We start from the raw sequence: 17468 nt of genomic DNA, 5'->3' as shown, positions 1-17468 counted from the left end.
CAGTGGAGCTGTTCGAGGCCATCCGACGACGACGCACGACGAACGGGCCGTTCCTGCCCGATCCGGTGTCGGACGAGCACCAGCGACTGCTCATGGAGCTCGCCGGCCGGGCGCCGTCGCAGCTCAACAGCCAGCCGTGGCGCTTCGTGCTGATCGAGGAACGCCGGACGATCGACCGCGTCGCCGAGATCAGCGGCAGCTCGATGACCCGCACGATGGCCGAGGGCACGTTCTTCGAGCGGTACAAGCCGTACTTCCGGTTCTCGAAGGCCGAGATGGACGAGCGGCGCGACGGCATGCTGTTCGACAAGCTCCCCGGGCCGCTGCGGCCGTTCACGAAGCAGGTGTTCACGAAGCGCGGGCAGCTGCTCATGAACACGCTCCGGGTGCCGCAGACCCTGGGTGAGGAGAACCGGAAGCTCGTCGCCGGGTCGCCGCTGCTGCTCGGCGTGCTGCTCGACCGCCACGAGTACCGGAAGGAGGAGCTGTCCGGCTTCTACTCGGTGTTCAGCATGGGCGCGGCGATGGAGAACATCTGGCTCGCGACGACCGAGCTCGGCCTGGGGATCCAGTTCGTGTCCTTCCCGATGGAGACCCCCAGCGCGTGGGAGGAGATCGAGGGACTGCTCCGTGTGCCCGAGTCGCTCGAGCTGATGGCCGTCTACCGGATCGGGTACCTGCCCCCGGAACGACGACGTCCGGCCATCGACTGGACGTCGAGCGAGCGGAAGCGTCCCTCGCAGTACGTGTTCCGCGGCACCTGCGACACCCCGCAGCGCGGGTGGGACGACGCACCCGTCGCAGCCCACATCGAACCGGAGGCGACCACATCGTGACCGACACCCGACCCACCCACGTGACCCCGGGCCTCCAGGCCGTTGCCCCCGGCCTGCCGGGCCGCCCCTGGATCTCGCAGGACTGGCTCGACGTCGTCTTCGTGCACTGGCGCGTCGACGTGTCGGCGGTGGCCCCGCTGCTGCCGGCCGGCACGAGGCCCGACACGATGGCGCTCGACGGCACCGACGACGGGGTGACCACCTGGGTGGGCCTCATCGCGTTCCGGTTCGAGGACACCCGGTTCCCGCCGTTCTCGACCGGGAGCATCGGCGACTTCGTCGAGCTGAACGTCCGCGTCTACACGGTCGACGAGCAGGGGCAGCGCGGGGTGGTGTTCCTGTCGCTCGACGCCGGCAAGCTCCTGCCGACCATCGGCGCACGCGTCGCGACCGGGCTGCCGTACCGGTGGGCGGTCGCGGAGTCGCGCAGCGGTGACGGCCGCGTGGGGTACGCGATGCGTCGGCACGGCACCCACCTGCGGTCGATGCTCGACGTCCGGATCGGTGAGGCACTCGACGAGCCGGGGCCGCTCGAGACGTTCCTGACGGCGCGGTGGGGCATGCACGTGCACCGGGCCGGACGGACGCGGTTCTGGCCGAACGAGCACGAGTCGTGGCCGTTGCACCGGGCCTCGGTGGTGTCGCTGCGGGACGACCTGGTCGGGGCGGCCGGGCTGCCCCTCGGGCTGACCGAGCTCGAGCCGGACTCGGTGCTCTACTCGCCGGGGGTCACGACGCGGTTCGGTCGGGGGCGCTGAGGGCGGACTCCGGCCTGTCCAGCGGTGCTCGGGCAGCAGACCGGAACTGGTGGACGGCCAGCAGCGCCGAGAACAGTGCCGTGACGCCACCGGCGATCCAGGCGGCCCGCAGGGACTCCGGCACGCTCTCCACCGTGAGTCCGGTGACGGCGAGTGCCGCGCACGCGACGGCGACGACCGCTGCAGCCCACGCGGCCACGATGTGGTCGAGCCGGGGTACCGCGCGTGCGGTCGTGTACAGCAACACCGCAGCGCCCACCCCGACCAAGATGCCGATCCGGGACCCGACCAGGGTGGTCGTCAGGGCGACGACGGTGGCGGCCGATGCGCCGACGAGCACACGCGTGACGTGGCTCCGCCACGAGGCCACACGGGTCTGCTCGACGTACGCGCGCCGACCCGTCACGAACAGGGCAACGGCGCCGACGGTCGTCACCACTGCGGCGGACACCCCGACGACGAGCGCCAACGCACCACCGAAGGCGATCCCGACGGCGACGTGTGCGGCGGCGAGGAGCAGCACGAGGACCGGGTACGTCCAGACCTCGAGCGGCCGGGTCGGTGTGTTGAGCACCCAACCGGGCGGCGCCTCCTCGGCGGGGCCGGCGGTGTCGGGGTCTCGGGTCTCCACCTGGCCATGATGTCCGATCGGTGCGTGCGTGGTTCGGTACGGCGACTTCGGGGGACAGCGGCTGAGTGGTGCACGGCCCGCCGCAGGTACAAGGGAGCCATGACTCGAGTGGCAGTGGTGACCGGTGGATCCGCAGGACTGGGACGGGCGACCGTCCGGGAGCTCGCCGCGCGGGGGTGGGACGTGGCCGTCCTGGCCCGCGGGCAGGAGGGCGTCGACGCCGCCGTCGCCGAGGTCGAGGCCGCCGGGCGCCGCGGGCTGGCCCTGGTCGCCGACGTCTCCGACCGCGACGCCGTCGAAGCCGCGGCTGACCGGGTCGAGCAGGAGCTCGGACCGATCGACCTGTGGGTGAACGGCGTGATGGTCGGGGTGTTCGGGAAGTTCCTCGACACCGCCCCGGAGGACTTCGAGCGGGCGCTGCACGTGACCTACCTCGGCTTCGTGAACGGCACCCGGTCGGCACTGTCGCGGATGGTCCCCCGCGGTCGTGGGCACGTGATCCAGGTCGGCTCGGCGCTCGGGTTCCGCGGGATCCCCCTGCAGGCCGCGTACTGCGGTGCGAAGCACGCGATCGTCGGGTTCACCGAGTCCGTCGTCTCCGAGCTGCGCGAACAGGGCAGCAAAGTCAAGGTGTCCCGCGTGGACATGCCCGCGCTCAACACGATCCAGTTCCAGTGGGTGAAGTCGAAGCTGCCGCACCACCCGCAGCCGGTCGCCCCGATCTACCAGCCCGAGGTCGGTGCCCGGGCCATCGCCGCCGTGGCCGAACGACCGCGCAGCCGCACCTGGGTGGGCGAGTCGACGGTCTACACGATCCTCGGCAACCGGATCAGCGGACGCTTCGCCGACTGGTACGCCGCCAAGACCCTGGTCGACGGGCAGCAGGCACCGGACAAGGACGGCCTCGAGATGCGGGACAACCTGTACGAGCCGGTTCCGGGCGACCACGGCGCGCACGGCGTCTTCGACGAGTCAGCACACGCCTGGTCCCCGCAGACCTGGTGGGTGGAGCACCGCCGGGTCGGCAACGGCATCATCGGGGCCGTGCTCGGTGCCGCCGGGGCCGTCGCACTCGTCGCGGGACGCCGACGATGAGCCGCCGGTCGTCGACCGTGAGCGGGACAGCCGTCGTCGAGCTGGCCCGGGCCGGGCTCGGCCTGTGGCACCTGAGCCGTGCGGCCCGAGGGTCTGACCAGGCCGTGCTGCACGGCGTGCTCGGGGTCCGGCAGCTCGCACAGGCCACGCTCGTCGCGCGGGTGGGTTCCGGCAACGCGCACACCCTGAGTGCCGTCGTGGACGCCCTGCACGGTGCAACGATGGTGCCGCTCGCTGTCGATCCGCGTCGACGCCGGTTCGCGGTCGACCAGCTCTGGATCGCCGCCGTCCTGGCGATCGCAGAGGCAGCGGTCGTCGGTCGCGGAGGGCGCCGCTGAGTCCTGTCGGGGGTGCTCGATAGCGTCCCCGGCATGAGCACGATCTACTCCGTCGCGTCCTCGCTGGACGGCTTCGTCGCCGCGCCCGACGACGACCTCGACTGGCTGCTGCAGTTCGGCTTCGAACCGTTCCAGGAGCACCACGACCGGTTCTACGCGGGCGTCGGCGCGATCGCGATGGGGTCGACGACGTACGAGTGGCTGCTCGAGCACGACGACACGTGGGCGTACCCGGACCTGGCGACGTGGGTGTTCACCACGCGAGACCTACCGGTGCCGGACGGTGCCGACGTGCGCTTCGTCTCCGGCGAGGTCGGCGACCACCAGGCCGACCTCGAGCGCGTGGCCGACGGCCGCGACGTCTGGGTCGTCGGCGGCGGACTGCTCGCGGCGCAGTACCAGCAGGCGGGCATCCTCGACGAGCTGCGGGTCACCGTGATGCCGGTCGCGCTCGGCGCCGGAGCGCCCCTGCTGCCGGTGGCCGCACCGACCCCGGTGTTCGAGCTCGTCGGCACCACGCAGTTCGACGGCGGGGCGGTCGAGCTCCACTACCGTTCCGCAGCAACCGCGGCGTAGCGTCCGGAGCATGAGCGACAACGAGCAGACCGAGCCCGTCATGGACGGTGCCACCGATGCCACGAACCACGAGAAGCTGCAGGGCCTGATCGAGCAGGTCGACCACGACCACGCCGGTGAGGGTGCCGGCGCGATGGCCGACCACCTGCGCGACCGCATGGACGAGACCGGCGTCGAGGACGAAGACGCGGGTGACGCCGAGGACTGATCCTCGGGGCACTTCGCGAGCAGAAGAGGTCGGGTTCCCACACGGGACCCGACCTCTTCTGCTCACCAAGCGGAACGCGCGAGACGCGCGAAGCGCGACGCGCGAAGCGCGACGCGCCTACACGCGCAACTCGGAGAAGTCGCTGTCGACGTCGCCGAACCGGTGCGCGGTGATCGACACCGACTGCTCGCGCAGGTACGGCAGCATCTCGATCACGCCGGCCTCGACCACGGGGGCGTCGTGGATCGCGACGTCGATGCTCGCACCCAGGGCTTCCTCGAGGGCGAGCGGGTCACCGCCGAGCAACCGGATCCGGGCACCGGGACCACCGAACGCCGTGTGGGCCGGGCGGTCCTGCCCCTGTGACAGCACGGCCTCGAGCGCGTCGACGGGCTGGTCGTCCTGGTCGGTGGACCAGTCCGCCTGGAACACGGCCCCCGACGACGCGCGGGCGTGGAACTCCTGATCGGACTCCACCAGGTGGTCGACGACGTCGAGCGGCGACCGGTTCCCCGCCAGCAGCTGCGTGAGCGGGCCGGGTAGCGGGCGAGCTGTGCTGAGCAGGACGTGCGCACGTGCCGAGGTCGCGGCGACGAGCGTCCGGACGAGGTCCACGGTCGAGGCGTCCTCGGCCTGGCGCACGATGACGGACTGGGGGCGGTGGCGCAGCACGTTCCGCTGCACCACGAGCCCGGACAGGTCCCGCGACCGGAAGAGGGTCTCTCGTGCATGCACGTCGCTCAGGGCCCCGGCGCGGACGCGGTCGAACTCCTCGAAGGACAGCCCGCTGCGTGCGGCCTCGATCACCGCGGTGACGCGCGGGGGCAGGCCGTGCAGCTGGATGCTCTTGTGCACGGTCCGGGGCGTGGGCAGCCAGCGGCCGAGCGTCGCGACGTACATGGGCCCGCCGGCCTTGGTGCCGGTGCCGACCGAGGAGCCCTTCCAGCCGCCGAACGGCTGGCGTCCCACGACGGCACCGGTGATGCCGCGGTTGACGGAGAGGTTGCCGGCGCGGACGCGAGCCAGCCACTCGGACACCTCGTCGACGTCGAGCGAGTGGATGCCCGCCGTCAGCCCGAAGTCGGTGCCGTTCTGGATGGCGATGGCCTGCTCGAGGGTCTCGGCGCGCATGATGCCGAGCACCGGGCCGGGGTACTCGGTCTGGTGGAAGTCGCTACCGGGGCGGACGCCGTCGCGGATGCCCGGCGACCAGAGCCGGCCTGAGTCGTCGACCGCCTCGGGCTGCACGAGCCAGGACTCCCCCGGCCCGAGTTCGGTCAGCCCCTGGCGGAGCGTGCCCTGCGGTTCGGCGATGAGCGGGCCGACCTGCGCCGTGGGGTCGTCCGGCCACGCGACCCGGAGCGTGCGGGTGGCGTCGACGAGCTGCCGCTGGAAGCGCTCGCTCTCCCCCACCGACCCGACCAGGATCACGAGGGACGCCGCCGAGCACTGCTGTCCGGCGTGCCCGAAGGCGGACTGCACGATGTCCTGCACCGCCAGGTCGAGGTCGGCGCTCGGCGTGACGACGATGGCGTTCTTGCCGCTCGTCCCGGCGGTGAGCGGCAGCCCCGCACGCCACCAGCGGAACGAACGGGCGGTGTCGGACGAGCCGGTCAGGATGATGCGGTCGACCGTGGGGTGGCCGATGAGGTCGCGGCCGAGTTCGTCCTCGGCCAGGTCGACGAGCTGCAGCAGCGAGTGCGGCACCCCGGCGTCCCAGAGCACGTCGGCGAGCACGGCGCCGGAGCGCTTGGCCTCGGGCGCGGGCTTGAGCACGACACCGCTGCCCGCGGCGAGCGCCGCCAGCACGCCACCGGCGGGGATCGCGATGGGCGAGCTCCACGGCGGCACGACGACGGTCAGCCGCGGCGGCACGTACTGCGCGCCCTCGATGTCCCCGAGGCGGCGGGCGCTCTCGGCGTAGTAGTGGGCGGCGTCGACGGCCTGGGTCACCTCGGCGTCGGCCTCGGCGAAGGTCGTGCCCGTCTCGGCGGCCATCACCTCGATCAGGTCGGCACGGCGGGTCTCGAGTTCGTGCCCGATGAGGTCGAGGAGCTCGGCACGGTCGGACGGGTCCTGCCGCCCCCAGTTCACGCCGGCCTGGGCGGTGCGCGCCATGATCCGCTCGAGCTTGGACCGGTCGGCGACCTTCGCACCGCGGATCGTCTGCGCGCCGAGCTGCGAGCGCGGCACCCGGCGCAGGACGTCGAGCGCCCAGGCCCGGTTCGCAGCGATGGACGGGTCGGTGTCGGGGGCGTTGCGGAACGCGTCGCGCAGGACGGGTTCGCCGAGGGCACGGTGGCGGTCCTGCGTGCGGTGGGTGGCGGGGACGGGCTCGTCGAGTGCGGCGACGGACGCCAGGAACCGGCTGTGCTCCCGCTCGAAGGCGCTGGCGTCGTGGTCGATGTCGGACGCGGCGGCGATGAAGTTCTCGGGGCTCGCGCTCTCCTGCAGGCGACGGGCCAGGTACGCGATGGCCGAGTCGAACTCGTCCGGCTGCACGACGGGTGTGTAGAGCAGGATCTGGCCGACGTCGGCCCGGACGGCCTGGGCGTGGGTGGACGCCATGCCGAGCAGCATCTCGACGTCGACGGCGTCGGTGACCCCGCGGCGCTGGGCGAGCACCCACGCGGTGGCGAGGTCGAACAGGTTGTGCCCGGCGACCCCGATGCGCACGGCGTCGGTGCGCTCGGGCGTCAGTGCGGCGTCGAGCATCTGGAGGTAGGCGGTGTCGGTCTCGCGCTTGCTGCCCCAGGTGGCGAGGGGCCACCCGTGCAGGATCGCGTCGACGTGCTCCATGGCGAGGTTCGCGCCCTTGACGAGCCGCACCGTGATCGGGGCGCCGCCGCGCGCCCGGCGTTCCTGCGCCCACGCGGTCAGCGCGTCGAGTGCTCCCGCTGCGTCGGGCAGGTAGGCCTGCAGCACGATGCCGGCCGGCAGGTCGGCGAACTCGTCACGATCGAGCAGCGCCCGGAACACGGCGAGGGTGACGTCGAGGTCGCGGTACTCCTCGATGTCGAGGTTGATGAACTTGGCCGGGCGTCCGGCGGCCGTCGGCGCCGCGGCCAGGCGGTAGAGCGGGACCAGCCGGTCGACGACGCGCTCGACCGTCTGGTCGAAGGCCCACGGCGAGGTCTGCGGCACGACGGCGCTCACCTTGATCGACACGTGGTCGACGTCGTCGCGGGCGAGCAGGTCCATGGTGCCCTGCAGGCGTCGGTCGCTCTCGGCGCTGCCGAGGACGGCTTCGCCGAGCAGGTTCACGTTCAGTCGCGTGCCCGGACCGCGGACCTTGGCGAGGGCCGGTCCGAGCTTGCTCGTGCTCGCGTCGATGACCAGGTGCCCGGTCATCCGGCGCAGGATCCGGCGCGCGGTCGGGATCACGGCCCACGGCGCCATGGTGGCGAACCCACCGCCGAGCGTCACCGCGCCGCGCAGGTACCAGGCGAGGAAGTCGGGGACGTCACGGCTCAGCTGCTCGAGGTTGCGAGCGGCGACCCGGGGGTCTTCGGGGCGGATGACCTTGTCCACGAACCCGCGGGTGAAGTCGAGGCCCTGTTCGTCGCGCAGGACCTCGGCCAGACGGACCGCACCCGGGTCGGGCTTCACCCCGGCGGACGCCGCCAGCCACCGGCGCACGAGCGCGACGGCGTCATCGGTGGTGTCCTGGAGGCGAGCGCTCGGCATCCCCCGATCGTATGCCGCACGTCCGACGCGACCTCGGAGCACGCCGTACGTCGGCCAGGAGTCATCCGAGCGGATGAAAGGGCTCGCGGCGCGGTCCGATCGCCCGCCCGGTGGATACGCTGGTCGGCATGTCGACGGAGGGCAACGGTGGCCACGACTGGGCCACCTGGGACGCGTACCACGACGCCTGGCGACGACTCGACCGGGCGCTCGACCGGGCCGTCCAGGCGGGCGCCGGCATCTCCGTCCCCGAGTTCGAGATCCTGATCGGCCTGCACCGCGACCCCGACCGCCGTCTGCGCGTCCGGGACATCGCCGCGGGGATCGGGTGGGAGAAGTCGCGCGTCAGCCACCAGGTCACGCGGATGGTCTCCCGCGGCCTGGTCGAGCGGGCGGACTGCCCGAGCGACGCCCGCGGCAGCTGGGTGGTGATGACCTCTGACGGCCGTCGCGCGGTGCTCGCCGGCATCCGCGCGCACACCGGTGCGCTCGAGGACCTGTTCTGGAGGCCCGTGGGGACCGACGCCGAGACGCTGCGGTCCGTCAGCGCGCGCGTCCAGGACGCCATCGGCCCCGACGACGCCTCGGACGAGGCCGACGTCGGCTAGAGCGTGACGACGGCGAGCGCGCCGCGCTCACCGCGCAGCCGGACCTGCACGCTCTCGATCTCGTCCCGCGGGATGTCCGTCGACGCCGACAGCCCTCGGGCGTCCGCGCCGGCAGCCGTCCACGAGCCCACGGTCTGCGTCGTGCCGTCGGTCCGGACGACCACCAGGTCGTAGAGGATCGACCCGTCCGGCGACCACTCCTTGCCACCGTACGAGCACCCCCAGTCGAAGCGGGTGCCCCACTGCTCGCCGCTGATGGCGAGCTGGACGTCGAGTCCCTGCACGCCGGTCATGTCGTAGCGGTCGGCGGTGGCGGCTGCCGTCGGAGCGGCACCGGCCTGCACCGTGGTGCGCTCCCCCGCGGCACCGACCGCGAGCCCGCCCAGGACGGCGGCGACCACCGCGAGCCCCGCTGTTGCGGCGACCCAGACCCGGCGACGGCGGCGACGGTGTCGGACGCGGTGCGCGACGGAGGCGAGGTCGCTCTCGGAACGGGTGTCGGGCCTCCCGTCCGGTTCTGCGATCTCGATCGCCTGGTCGGCCGGCAGCTTGCCGAGCAGCCCCGGCAGACCGACCAGCTCCGCGACTGCGGCCGCACAGCGGTCGCAGTTCTCGAGATGCCGTTCGTACTCCAGCCGCTCGCTCGCCGGGAGCGACCCGAGGACGTACGCCGCATCCCACTCCGCGTACTTGTCGTCGCTCATCGGGTCACTCCTCGTTCCTGCAGTGCGAGCCGCAGGGCTCGCAGCCCGTAGTGCAGCCGCGACTTCGCGGTGCCCTCCGGGATGTCGTGTCGTCGTGCGATCTCCGGCACCGTGTGCCCGAGCCAGTACGCGTCCACCACCACGCGACGGTGGTCCGGGCTCAGCGACGCGAGTGCGTCGGCGACCACGATCCGGTCCAGCACGGCATCCGTGCTGTCCGACTCGATCCGTTCGACCTGGTGCTCGGTGCCGTGCTCACGGCGGTTGCGGGCCGACCGTGCGTCGTCGACCACCAGGTTGCGCGCCACCGTGAAGAGCCACGCCCGCGCGCTGTCGGGTGCCCGTTCGAGCACGGCCGGACGCTGCCAGGCGCGGACCATCGTCTCCTGCACGACGTCCTCGACCGTCGAGCCGTCCCGCGTGAGGTGCCGGACGTACCGCGTGAGCGCGTCACCGTGCTCGCGGTACAGCGTCGCGAGCAGCTCGTCCGCGGAACGACTCGTCACGGTCACTTCCCGAGGTCGAGGGAGAACTCGACGGAGCCCTTCCCGTCCACGGTGACGAAGCCGAGCGACGGGGCCTTCACGCCGTAGTCGGCGAAGGTGATCGGCACGGTGCCGGCGACCTGGACGGTCCCGCCCTTGCCGACCGCGACCTGGGCGTCGGCCGTGACCGGCTTCTCGACGCCGTGCAGGTCCATCGTCCCGGTCAGGGTGACGTCCTGCGTGGAGCCGTCGAGCGCCTTCGTGACGTCGACGGGCTTCGTGAGCTCGAACGTCGCCGTGGGGTACTTGTCGGTCTGCAGCGCGGTGGAGCGGAAGTACTCGTCGCGGGCGGCTTCGGGGGTGCTGATCTTGCCGACCTGCACGGTGACGGACGCCTTGGTGAGGGACCCACCGTCGACGACGGCGGTGCCCTTGACGTCCTTCGTGCGACCGACCACGTTCACATCATTCCCCTGCAGGACCTCGTGCACCCGGTACCCGGCGTACGAGCTGCTCTTGCTGGTCCAGGTGCCGTCGGCGTCCTTCGCGTCGAGGGTGCCGGACGAGGACGCCGACAGCGAGGGTGCGGCGGCGGCCTGGCCGTTGACGGTGTTCGCGTAGATGACCGGGCCGGCGATGACGGCTGCTGCCGCGACGACGACGACGCCGGCGGAGATCCCGATGATGACCTTGGTTCGTTTGCGGAGTGCCATACCCAGACGACGAGGCAGCCGGGCAGATCGTTCAAACGGGTTTCAGTCGGAGGTGCGGGCGCGGTCCTGGTCGGCGCGGTCCCGGTCGGACCGGTCGTCGTCCCCCGCTGTGTCGTCCGCGGTCACGGCGTCGGCGGGGGTCTCCCCGCGCATCCGGACGAGGCTCGCCAGCGTCGACACGGCCATCGCGGCGACGATCACCAGCAGGGACACCCACGTGTTGATCTCCGGCGCCCACTCGATGTGGTGGCCGCCGTTCAGGAACGGCAGCTCGTTGTCGTGCAGCGCGTGCAGGACGAGCTTCACGCCGATGAACGCCAGGATCACGGCGATGCCGTACTTCAGGTAGACCAGACGCTCGAGCAGGCCGCCCAGCAGGAAGTAGAGCTGGCGCAGACCCATCAGCGCGAAGACGTTCGCGGTGAACACGATGAAGGGGCTCTCGGTGATGCCGAAGATCGCCGGGATCGAGTCGAGCGCGAACAGCAGGTCCGTGGTGCCGATCGCGATGAGCACGATGAGCAGCGGCGTGAAGTGCCGGACACCGTCGTGGTGGGTGCGGAACTTCATGCCGTCGTACGTGTCGGTGAGACGGACCCGGCGGCGCAGCAGCCGGACGATGAAGGTGTCCTTCTGGTCGTCCTCGTCCTCGCCGCGGAGCTGCTGGATCGCCGTCCAGATCAGCCAGGCGCCGAAGATGTAGAAGATCCACGAGAAGTTCTCGATGAGCTGCGCGCCGACCAGGATGAAGATGCCGCGGAGCACGAGCGCGATGATGATGCCCAGCAGCAGCACCTCCTGCTGGATCTTCTTCGGCACCGAGAAGCGCGCCATGATGATGACGAACACGAACAGGTTGTCGATGCTCAGGCTGTACTCGGTCAGCCAGCCCGCCAGGAACTGCCCGGCGGAGTCGCCACCGGCGAAGACCAGCATGAGCACCGCGAAGATCAGTGCCAGCCCGACGTAGATGCCCACCCAGATGCCGGATTCGCGCAGCGTCGGCACGTGCGGGCGACGCGCGACGATGAGCAGGTCGGCGAGCAGGATCGCGACCAGGGCGATCATCGAGCCGACTTCGAACACGACGGGGAGCTCGGGCATGCGGAGCCTTCCTTGCTGGTGGTGGGGCGGGCAGCTTCGTGAGCGACCCGCACCAGTCTCCGGCATGATCCGGGCGGTGGCGAACCCCGGGGCTGCGTGCGGCGGACAGAGCCGTGCTGTCAGCGCTCTGCCGTCACCGCGTCCGCGACGGCCCGGGCCACCTCGGTGGCGGGGACGTCGGTCGCGTCGATGACCTCTGCCTCGGCGTGCAGCCAGCCGCGAGCCGCCTCGGCGTAGGCGTCGACGTACGCGAACCGGAACGTGGACGGCCCCACGATCGGGTCGTTCTGGATCCGGTTGCGGAGCGTCGACTCGTCGACGTGCAGCACGAAGTGCCGGACCGGGATGCCGTGGTCCGCGAGCCCCGCGGCGATCTCACGCCAGTACGCCTCGACCAGGACCGTCATCGGCATGATGAGCGGCCCGCCCACGTAGTCGTGCACCCGGCGAGCGGTCTCGACCACGAGCGGCCGCCACGGGTCCCAGTGCTGGAAGTTGTCGCTCTCCGGCAGCCCCGGTGTGACGTCCATCAGCACCTCGCCGACCTTCTCGGCATCGAGGATCCGCGAGCCGGGCAGCAGCGGCTGGAGCAGTCGGCTCGTCGTGGTCTTGCCCGCCCCGTGGGTTCCGTTCAACCAGACGATCACACCAGGACCCTAGCCGCCGACCACCCCGAGGGGCGGTCGGCGGCTGGGGTCGGCCGGGCAGTCAGCGGTTCGGCCGGTCGGTCGGCCTGTCAGCGACCGCTGAGGTCGTACGGGGCCACCGTCGAGTCGACCGTCGTCAGGTACCCACCCCCGGCGAGCGCCGTGGGCAGCGTGATGGTGCGGAGCACGGAGGGCTTCGCACCGGTGGTGTCGATCTGGGTGATCTTCCCCTCGTCGCCCCGTGTCACGAACACGCTGCGGCCGTCCTCGGTCGCCGCGGTGAACCGCACCGACGCCCCGGTGGCCGGCTGTCCGGCGACGGGGCCCTTGCGGAGCGGCGTGAGCGCGACCGAGGTCGTCGGGCCGGAGTAGACACCGTCGGCCTGCTTCCGCACCAGGACGAGCGAGTCCCCGGTGCCCGACGTCAGCGCGACGGCGGCGAACCGGGCGGTGACGGCGACCCGGGTGAAGGACCCGGTGCCGAGCTCGACGCTGCTGATCCCGCTGGACGCCGTCGACGAGGTGGTCAGGTACGCGGGGACGGCGTTCCACGGGGTACCGGCAGCCGTGCTGCCGGCCTGGGTGCCGACCACGGTCGTCCCGTCCGGCGCCATGCGGGGGCGGTAGCTCTGCACGCTCGGCTTCGGGTAGGCGACGGACCGGGAGCCCGTGAAGCCGGTCCGCGTCACCCGCACGGTCTGCACGCCGGCGGCGAGGTCGGAGCCGATCACCGTCCCGGTGGCGTTGACGATCGGGCCGTGCGGGTACGCGCCGAGGGGCGTGGTCGCGACGGGGCGCGGGTGCGTCGCGCCGCGCATGATCGCGGAGACGGAGTAGGCGTCGAGGCGCCCGCCCGCGGTGACGACCAGGCGCAGGGGGCTGCCGACCAGGAACGTCTCGACCTCTTCGGTGCCGCGCTTGCCCGTCGTGGCGAGCTGCACCGCCGAGGTGTCGATCCGGGCGGTGCGCTCCGTCTTCCGTCGGAGGTCGATGACGGTGACCCGCTGCCGCTCGGAGCCGTCGAAGTCGGAGCCGACCGCCAGGTGCCGGCGCGCGGTGTCGGTCGACAGCCAGCCGGCACGCTCCCAGCGCTCGTCGGCGTTGGGGATCGCGTAGTGCTGGGCGATGTGCGCCGTGCCGCGGGGGCCGATGGCGAGGACGTCGAGCTGCGGCTTCGACTCGTCCATGAACGCGATCTGCCCGTGGCCGAGCTGCACGGAGCCCGCGTGGGTGCCGAACTCGATCCCGCTCAGGGTGGCGGTCCGCCGACCGGTCACGGCGTCGTTGACGTACACGCGCTTCGCCGTCGGGTCAGCCGTGACGAGCCAGCTGTGGTGGGCGGTCCGCGTCACGGCGGGTGCAGCCGACGCGGGGACGGCGATCGCGGTGGCGACGAGGGGGACGAGCCCCGCGAGGACGAGGGCGGGGAGGAGACGTGGAGGTCGAGCGGACATGGGGCTCCTGGGGTGCAGTGTCGGATGACGGTCGTCTAGACGATAACCGTTCTCATCTAGACGAGATGCTCCAGAACTGTACGAAGACGCTCAGCATCCCGACGAAGGGGATGGCACCCACGGCCACCGACAGGGCAGCGAAGCAGATCGCCGGCGTCCTGGCCTCGAGTCCGCGGAGCCGCACCGCCGCGACGAGCGCGCCGACCGCGAACGGGAACGTCACGAGGACGGCGTACAGCGGCCACGACAACGGCGCCCACGACTCCGCGCTCTCCCCCTCGGCTCCGACGGAGACGATCGAGCCGGCGACGACGAGCACGATCTCGACGACCGGGGGCAGGGCGATCGCCACGTCACGCACCACCCGTCGCCGCTGCCGCCCCATGCGCCGACCCTAGTGATCCGTGATGTGCGCGCTTCCCCGCCTACCACCAACCGGCCGTGCCAAGGTCGAGCCGTGCAGAACTCCACGACAGTCGTCATCACCGGATGCGGCGACCTCGGGACCGAAGCCGGCCTGCGCTTCGCCGACCAGGGCCACCGCGTGATCGGACTCCGCCGCCGTGCCGAGCTGGTCCCCGCGCCGATCACCGGCCGGAGCGTCGACCTGCGCCACGAGGTCCCCGAGATCCCCGCCGACACGAGCGTCGTCGTCGTGGCCTTCGCCGCGGGCAGCCGCGACGTCGACGAGTACCGCGCCACCTACGTCGACGGGCTGCGCAACGTGCTCGACGGCATCGACGCCTCGGAGGCCGGCCCGCGGGTGCTCGTCGTGTCCTCGACCGCCGTGTACGACGTCTCGGACGGCAGCGAAGTCACCGAGGAGACCCCGGCGCGCGGTGCGACCCCGACCGCCGAGGTCCTGGTCGAGGCGGAGGTCCTGCTGCGCGAGCGCGCTCCCGGCGCCGTGCTGGTCCGGCTGTCGGGCGTTTACGGCCCCGGCCGCGAGCGACTGATCGAACAGGTCCGGTCCGGTGCCGCACGGCTGGCACCGGGGACCTCACCGCACACCAACCGCATCCACCGCGACGACGCCGCCGCCGCACTCGTGCACCTGGCGGCGCTGCCGGACCCGGCACCGCTCTACCTGGGGACGGACGACGAGCCGAGCCGGCTGGACGACGTGCTGCGGTTCCTGGCCGACGAACTCGACGTCGCCGAGCCGTCGACGGGTGACGGTGACGCGCGGCAGGCCGGCGGCGACAAGCGCCTGTCGAACGCGCTCCTCCGGTCGACGGGATGGACACCCCAGTACCCGACGTTCCGCGAGGGGTACCGCGCCGTGCTGGCGGGCGCGGGCACACGCCACCCCTGACGCCCCGCGAGACACCGGTGTTCGCACTCCGAACACCCACGTGCCGGTGTGCAATGCGCGAACACCGGTGTTTTGCGGACCCACACACCCGCCCGACAGACGCGCTCAGTGGCCGCGGTGGTCCTGGATCGTGATCCGCGGCCCGAACGACGGCTTCCGGAACCCGGAGCCACCGATCAACCGCACGACCCGCTCCCGGTGCCCGCGCCAGGGCTCGAGCAGCTCGAGCATCCCGTCGTCGTCGACCGGGGCACCGGTGAGCGCCCACCCGACGAGCGCCGGCACGTGGAAGTCCCCGACGCTCGGCGAGTCCGGGTCGCCGTGGGAGCGCTGCGCGGTCTCGGCGGCGGTCCACCGACCGACCCCAGGGATCGACTGCAACTTCGTGGAGACGACCTCGCCGCCGCGCCCGTGCGCCAGGGTCCGTTCGAGTGCCGGCGCGAGCTTCACGGCGCGCATCACGGTGGCCGAGCGCCCCGGTTCGATGCCTGCCCGGTGCCACTCCCAGCTCGGGATACGTGCCCACGTCCGAGCATCCGGCGGCACCATCATGCCCGCGGGTGCCGGACCGGGCGCCGGGGTGCCGTGCCGACGGAGCAGGTACCGCCACGCGCCCCACGCCTGCCGCGAGGTCACCTTCTGCTCCATGATCGCCGGCACGAGCATCGCGACGACGGTGTTCGTGCGGAGCAGCCGGAGCCCGGGCTGCCGGTGTCGTGCCGCGGCGAGGAACTCGTTGCCCGAGACGTCGAACGACGACCAGTCGTCGCCGCGTCCGAGCAGATCGGGGGCGTGCTCGACCGCCCACGACGCACCGCTCCCCCACGCCGACACCGCGATGGTGTCGCCGGCCCGCCGGATCGCCACGGAAGCGGGGCCGGAGGGCGTGCGCAGCGCGAGCCACACGACGCCGCCGACCACCTGGAAGGCCGGGTCGCCGGAGCCGCGCTGCAGGGGCCGCAGGGTCGACGCGACGTCCACCGCGCCTCCAGGCCGGTACACCGTGTCGACGCGAGACGCGTCACCGGACGCACCAGCGGCGTCGACGGTGGCGGAAGCGAGCAGGGACACACGGGGATGGTAATGCGGAACCACCGTCAGTCATGATGGGCACTGATCCCCACCACCCGACGACGGAGTTCCCATGCGCATCGGCATCCTCACCTCCGGAGGCGACTGCCCCGGCCTGAACGCGGTCATCCGCGCGATCGTCCTCAAGGGCATCGCCATCTACGGACACGACTTCGTCGGCTTCCGCGACGGGTGGCGCGGGGTGGTCGACGGCGACATCGTTCCGCTCGGCCGCAAGGACATCCAGGGCATCGCGAAGCAGGGCGGCACGATCCTCGGCACCAGCCGCACGAACCCGTTCGAAGGCCCCAACGGCGGGTTCGAGAACATCTCCGCGACCCTGCAGCGGCACGGCATCGACGCGATCGTGGCGATCGGCGGCGAGGGCACCCTGGCCGCCGCGAAGCGCCTGACCGACGCCGGCCTGCAGATCGTGGGCGTGCCGAAGACGGTCGACAACGACCTGGGCGCGACCGACTACACGTTCGGCTTCGACACCGCCGTCGCCATCGCGACCGAGGCGATGGACCGCCTGCGCACCACGGGCGAGTCGCACTCGCGCTGCATGGTCGCCGAGGTGATGGGTCGACACGTGGGCTGGATCGCGCTGCACTCCGGCATGGCCGCGGGTGCGCACGCGATCCTCATCCCGGAGCAGAAGACGAGCATGGAACAGATCGCGAAGTGGGTGCGGGCCGCCTACGACCGCGGTCGCGCGCCGCTCGTGGTGGTGGCCGAGGGCTTCGTCCCCGACCACGAGGACACGGCGCACACGGAGCGCGGGCTCGACGCATTCGGGCGCCCGCGGCTCGGTGGCATCGGCGAGCGCCTCGCGCCGCTCATCGAGGAGATGACGGGCATCGAGACGCGGGCCACGACCCTGGGGCACATCCAGCGCGGTGGCACGCCGACCGCGTACGACCGGGTGCTGTCGACCCGGCTCGGGCTGGCGGCGATCGACTCGGTCGTCGAGGAGCGCTGGGGCCGGATGGTGGCGCTGCGGGGCACCGAGATCGAGCACGTCTCGTTCGAGGAGGCGCTCGGGGAGCTCAAGACCGTGCCGCAGGCGCGGTTCGACGAGGCCGCCATCATGTTCGGCTGAGTGGGGCGGGGGCTGGGGGCTGGGCTGGGCTGGGCTGTTTCGGGCGTACCTGGTCAGATCGGGCATACCTGGTCGGTTGTTCTGCCCCGGTACGCCCGAATCCACCAGGCATCGCGCGCGTTCTGGGAAAGAACGG

At 72.0% G+C, this 17468-nt stretch carries 19 protein-coding genes; 9 read left to right on the top strand and 10 right to left on the bottom strand.

Annotated features, from left to right (window positions below; translation table 11 throughout):
- Nucleotides 1-2 precede the first annotated feature (2 nt).
- Together DEJ11_RS00800 and DEJ11_RS00795 are read left to right on the top strand one after the other, a co-directional pair.
- On the top strand, nucleotides 3-836 hold the full coding sequence (locus tag DEJ11_RS00800; RefSeq protein WP_111103294.1) for a nitroreductase family protein: 834 nt from the start codon (nucleotides 3-5) through the stop codon (nucleotides 834-836).
- Nucleotides 833-1594 carry a YqjF family protein gene (locus tag DEJ11_RS00795; RefSeq protein ID WP_258375344.1) on the top strand — a complete coding sequence of 254 codons (762 nt, stop codon included), beginning with the start codon at nucleotides 833-835 and terminating at the stop codon, nucleotides 1592-1594. Before DEJ11_RS00800 ends, DEJ11_RS00795 begins: the two co-directional genes overlap by 4 nt.
- Here the strand turns inward: DEJ11_RS00795 and DEJ11_RS00790 are convergent.
- Nucleotides 1566-2225 carry a low temperature requirement protein A gene (locus DEJ11_RS00790; RefSeq protein WP_111103293.1) on the bottom strand — a complete coding sequence of 220 codons (660 nt, stop codon included), beginning with the start codon at nucleotides 2223-2225 and terminating at the stop codon, nucleotides 1566-1568. The genes DEJ11_RS00795 and DEJ11_RS00790 overlap by 29 nt on opposite strands.
- Nucleotides 2226-2324: 99 nt before the next feature.
- On the opposite strand from DEJ11_RS00790, the gene DEJ11_RS00785 reads away from it, so the two are divergent.
- Genes DEJ11_RS00785 through DEJ11_RS00770 form a run of 4 tightly spaced genes read left to right on the top strand, consistent with a single transcriptional unit; the run spans nucleotide 2325 to nucleotide 4442 of the window.
- Nucleotides 2325-3320: an SDR family oxidoreductase gene (locus tag DEJ11_RS00785; RefSeq protein ID WP_031260052.1), complete on the top strand. Its 996-nt coding sequence runs from the start codon at nucleotides 2325-2327 to the stop codon at nucleotides 3318-3320.
- Nucleotides 3321-3337: 17 nt separating this feature from the next.
- Nucleotides 3338-3658 carry a hypothetical protein gene (locus tag DEJ11_RS00780; RefSeq protein ID WP_146250041.1) on the top strand — a complete coding sequence of 107 codons (321 nt, stop codon included), beginning with the start codon at nucleotides 3338-3340 and terminating at the stop codon, nucleotides 3656-3658.
- 33 nt (nucleotides 3659-3691) lie between these two features.
- Nucleotides 3692-4234, top strand: a complete 543-nt coding sequence (locus DEJ11_RS00775; protein WP_111022379.1) for a dihydrofolate reductase family protein — start codon at nucleotides 3692-3694, stop codon at nucleotides 4232-4234.
- Nucleotides 4235-4244: 10 nt separating this feature from the next.
- Complete coding sequence (locus DEJ11_RS00770; RefSeq protein WP_035809337.1) at nucleotides 4245-4442, top strand: hypothetical protein; 198 nt, start codon at nucleotides 4245-4247, stop codon at nucleotides 4440-4442.
- Between the two features lie 117 nt (nucleotides 4443-4559).
- On the opposite strand, the gene DEJ11_RS00765 is transcribed toward DEJ11_RS00770, so the two are convergent.
- The gene (locus DEJ11_RS00765; RefSeq protein WP_111103291.1) at nucleotides 4560-8129 is read right to left on the bottom strand and encodes a proline dehydrogenase family protein; all 3570 of its coding nucleotides are present in this window, start codon (nucleotides 8127-8129) and stop codon (nucleotides 4560-4562) included.
- Nucleotides 8130-8257: 128 nt separating this feature from the next.
- Between DEJ11_RS00765 and DEJ11_RS00760 the strand changes: the two genes are divergently transcribed.
- Nucleotides 8258-8737, top strand: a complete 480-nt coding sequence (locus tag DEJ11_RS00760) for a MarR family winged helix-turn-helix transcriptional regulator (RefSeq protein WP_111103289.1) — start codon at nucleotides 8258-8260, stop codon at nucleotides 8735-8737.
- On the opposite strand, the gene DEJ11_RS00755 is transcribed toward DEJ11_RS00760, so the two are convergent.
- The 7 genes from DEJ11_RS00755 to DEJ11_RS00725 form a co-directional block, all read right to left on the bottom strand.
- On the bottom strand, nucleotides 8734-9441 hold the full coding sequence (locus tag DEJ11_RS00755; RefSeq protein ID WP_111028740.1) for an anti-sigma factor: 708 nt from the start codon (nucleotides 9439-9441) through the stop codon (nucleotides 8734-8736). The two genes, DEJ11_RS00760 and DEJ11_RS00755, sit on opposite strands and share 4 nt — an antisense overlap.
- Nucleotides 9438-9953 (bottom strand): sigma-70 family RNA polymerase sigma factor, encoded by a 516-nt coding sequence (locus DEJ11_RS00750; protein ID WP_071404491.1) that lies wholly within the window; start codon nucleotides 9951-9953, stop codon nucleotides 9438-9440. Before DEJ11_RS00750 ends, DEJ11_RS00755 begins: the two co-directional genes overlap by 4 nt.
- Nucleotides 9950-10639: a YceI family protein gene (locus DEJ11_RS00745; protein ID WP_071404490.1), complete on the bottom strand. Its 690-nt coding sequence runs from the start codon at nucleotides 10637-10639 to the stop codon at nucleotides 9950-9952. The genes DEJ11_RS00750 and DEJ11_RS00745 overlap by 4 nt, the downstream gene beginning before the upstream one ends.
- 42 nt (nucleotides 10640-10681) lie before the next feature.
- Nucleotides 10682-11743 carry a TerC family protein gene (locus DEJ11_RS00740; RefSeq protein ID WP_111103288.1) on the bottom strand — a complete coding sequence of 354 codons (1062 nt, stop codon included), beginning with the start codon at nucleotides 11741-11743 and terminating at the stop codon, nucleotides 10682-10684.
- Between the two features lie 119 nt (nucleotides 11744-11862).
- Nucleotides 11863-12390 (bottom strand): AAA family ATPase, encoded by a 528-nt coding sequence (locus tag DEJ11_RS00735; protein WP_111103287.1) that lies wholly within the window; start codon nucleotides 12388-12390, stop codon nucleotides 11863-11865.
- Between the two features lie 89 nt (nucleotides 12391-12479).
- Nucleotides 12480-13844, bottom strand: a complete 1365-nt coding sequence (locus DEJ11_RS00730) for a hypothetical protein (protein ID WP_111103286.1) — start codon at nucleotides 13842-13844, stop codon at nucleotides 12480-12482.
- 52 nt (nucleotides 13845-13896) lie between these two features.
- Nucleotides 13897-14229 carry a hypothetical protein gene (locus tag DEJ11_RS00725; RefSeq protein ID WP_111103285.1) on the bottom strand — a complete coding sequence of 111 codons (333 nt, stop codon included), beginning with the start codon at nucleotides 14227-14229 and terminating at the stop codon, nucleotides 13897-13899.
- A gap of 72 nt (nucleotides 14230-14301) precedes the next feature.
- Between DEJ11_RS00725 and DEJ11_RS00720 the strand changes: the two genes are divergently transcribed.
- Nucleotides 14302-15159: an NAD-dependent epimerase/dehydratase family protein gene (locus DEJ11_RS00720; protein ID WP_111103284.1), complete on the top strand. Its 858-nt coding sequence runs from the start codon at nucleotides 14302-14304 to the stop codon at nucleotides 15157-15159.
- Nucleotides 15160-15264: 105 nt separating this feature from the next.
- Here the strand turns inward: DEJ11_RS00720 and DEJ11_RS00715 are convergent, their stop codons facing one another.
- Nucleotides 15265-16230, bottom strand: coding sequence for a DNA-3-methyladenine glycosylase family protein (locus tag DEJ11_RS00715; protein ID WP_111103283.1), 966 nt, complete (start codon nucleotides 16228-16230; stop codon nucleotides 15265-15267).
- 73 nt (nucleotides 16231-16303) lie between these two features.
- On the opposite strand from DEJ11_RS00715, the gene DEJ11_RS00710 reads away from it, so the two are divergent.
- Nucleotides 16304-17332 (top strand): 6-phosphofructokinase, encoded by a 1029-nt coding sequence (locus DEJ11_RS00710; RefSeq protein ID WP_071404484.1) that lies wholly within the window; start codon nucleotides 16304-16306, stop codon nucleotides 17330-17332.
- The last annotated feature ends 136 nt before the right edge of the window (nucleotides 17333-17468 follow it).

The sequence above is a fragment of the Curtobacterium sp. MCLR17_058 genome (assembly GCF_003234705.2).
Lineage (GTDB): Bacteria > Actinomycetota > Actinomycetes > Actinomycetales > Microbacteriaceae > Curtobacterium > Curtobacterium flaccumfaciens.
This window is presented reverse-complemented; position numbering and strand designations above follow the sequence as displayed.

What these genes read in the sequence shown, in the direction of transcription:
- DEJ11_RS00785 (WP_031260052.1), top strand. Translation starts at nt 2,325, where the DNA reads ATGACTCGAGTGGCAGTGGTGACCGGTGGATCCGCAGGACTGGGACGG.
- DEJ11_RS00775 (WP_111022379.1), top strand. Translation starts at nt 3,692, where the DNA reads ATGAGCACGATCTACTCCGTCGCGTCCTCGCTGGACGGCTTCGTCGCC.
- DEJ11_RS00770 (WP_035809337.1), top strand. Translation starts at nt 4,245, where the DNA reads ATGAGCGACAACGAGCAGACCGAGCCCGTCATGGACGGTGCCACCGAT.
- DEJ11_RS00765 (WP_111103291.1), bottom strand. Translation starts at nt 8,129, where the DNA reads ATGCCGAGCGCTCGCCTCCAGGACACCACCGATGACGCCGTCGCGCTC.
- DEJ11_RS00760 (WP_111103289.1), top strand. Translation starts at nt 8,258, where the DNA reads ATGTCGACGGAGGGCAACGGTGGCCACGACTGGGCCACCTGGGACGCG.
- DEJ11_RS00755 (WP_111028740.1), bottom strand. Translation starts at nt 9,441, where the DNA reads ATGAGCGACGACAAGTACGCGGAGTGGGATGCGGCGTACGTCCTCGGG.
- DEJ11_RS00745 (WP_071404490.1), bottom strand. Translation starts at nt 10,639, where the DNA reads ATGGCACTCCGCAAACGAACCAAGGTCATCATCGGGATCTCCGCCGGC.
- DEJ11_RS00740 (WP_111103288.1), bottom strand. Translation starts at nt 11,743, where the DNA reads ATGCCCGAGCTCCCCGTCGTGTTCGAAGTCGGCTCGATGATCGCCCTG.
- DEJ11_RS00730 (WP_111103286.1), bottom strand. Translation starts at nt 13,844, where the DNA reads ATGTCCGCTCGACCTCCACGTCTCCTCCCCGCCCTCGTCCTCGCGGGG.
- DEJ11_RS00725 (WP_111103285.1), bottom strand. Translation starts at nt 14,229, where the DNA reads ATGGGGCGGCAGCGGCGACGGGTGGTGCGTGACGTGGCGATCGCCCTG.
- DEJ11_RS00710 (WP_071404484.1), top strand. Translation starts at nt 16,304, where the DNA reads ATGCGCATCGGCATCCTCACCTCCGGAGGCGACTGCCCCGGCCTGAAC.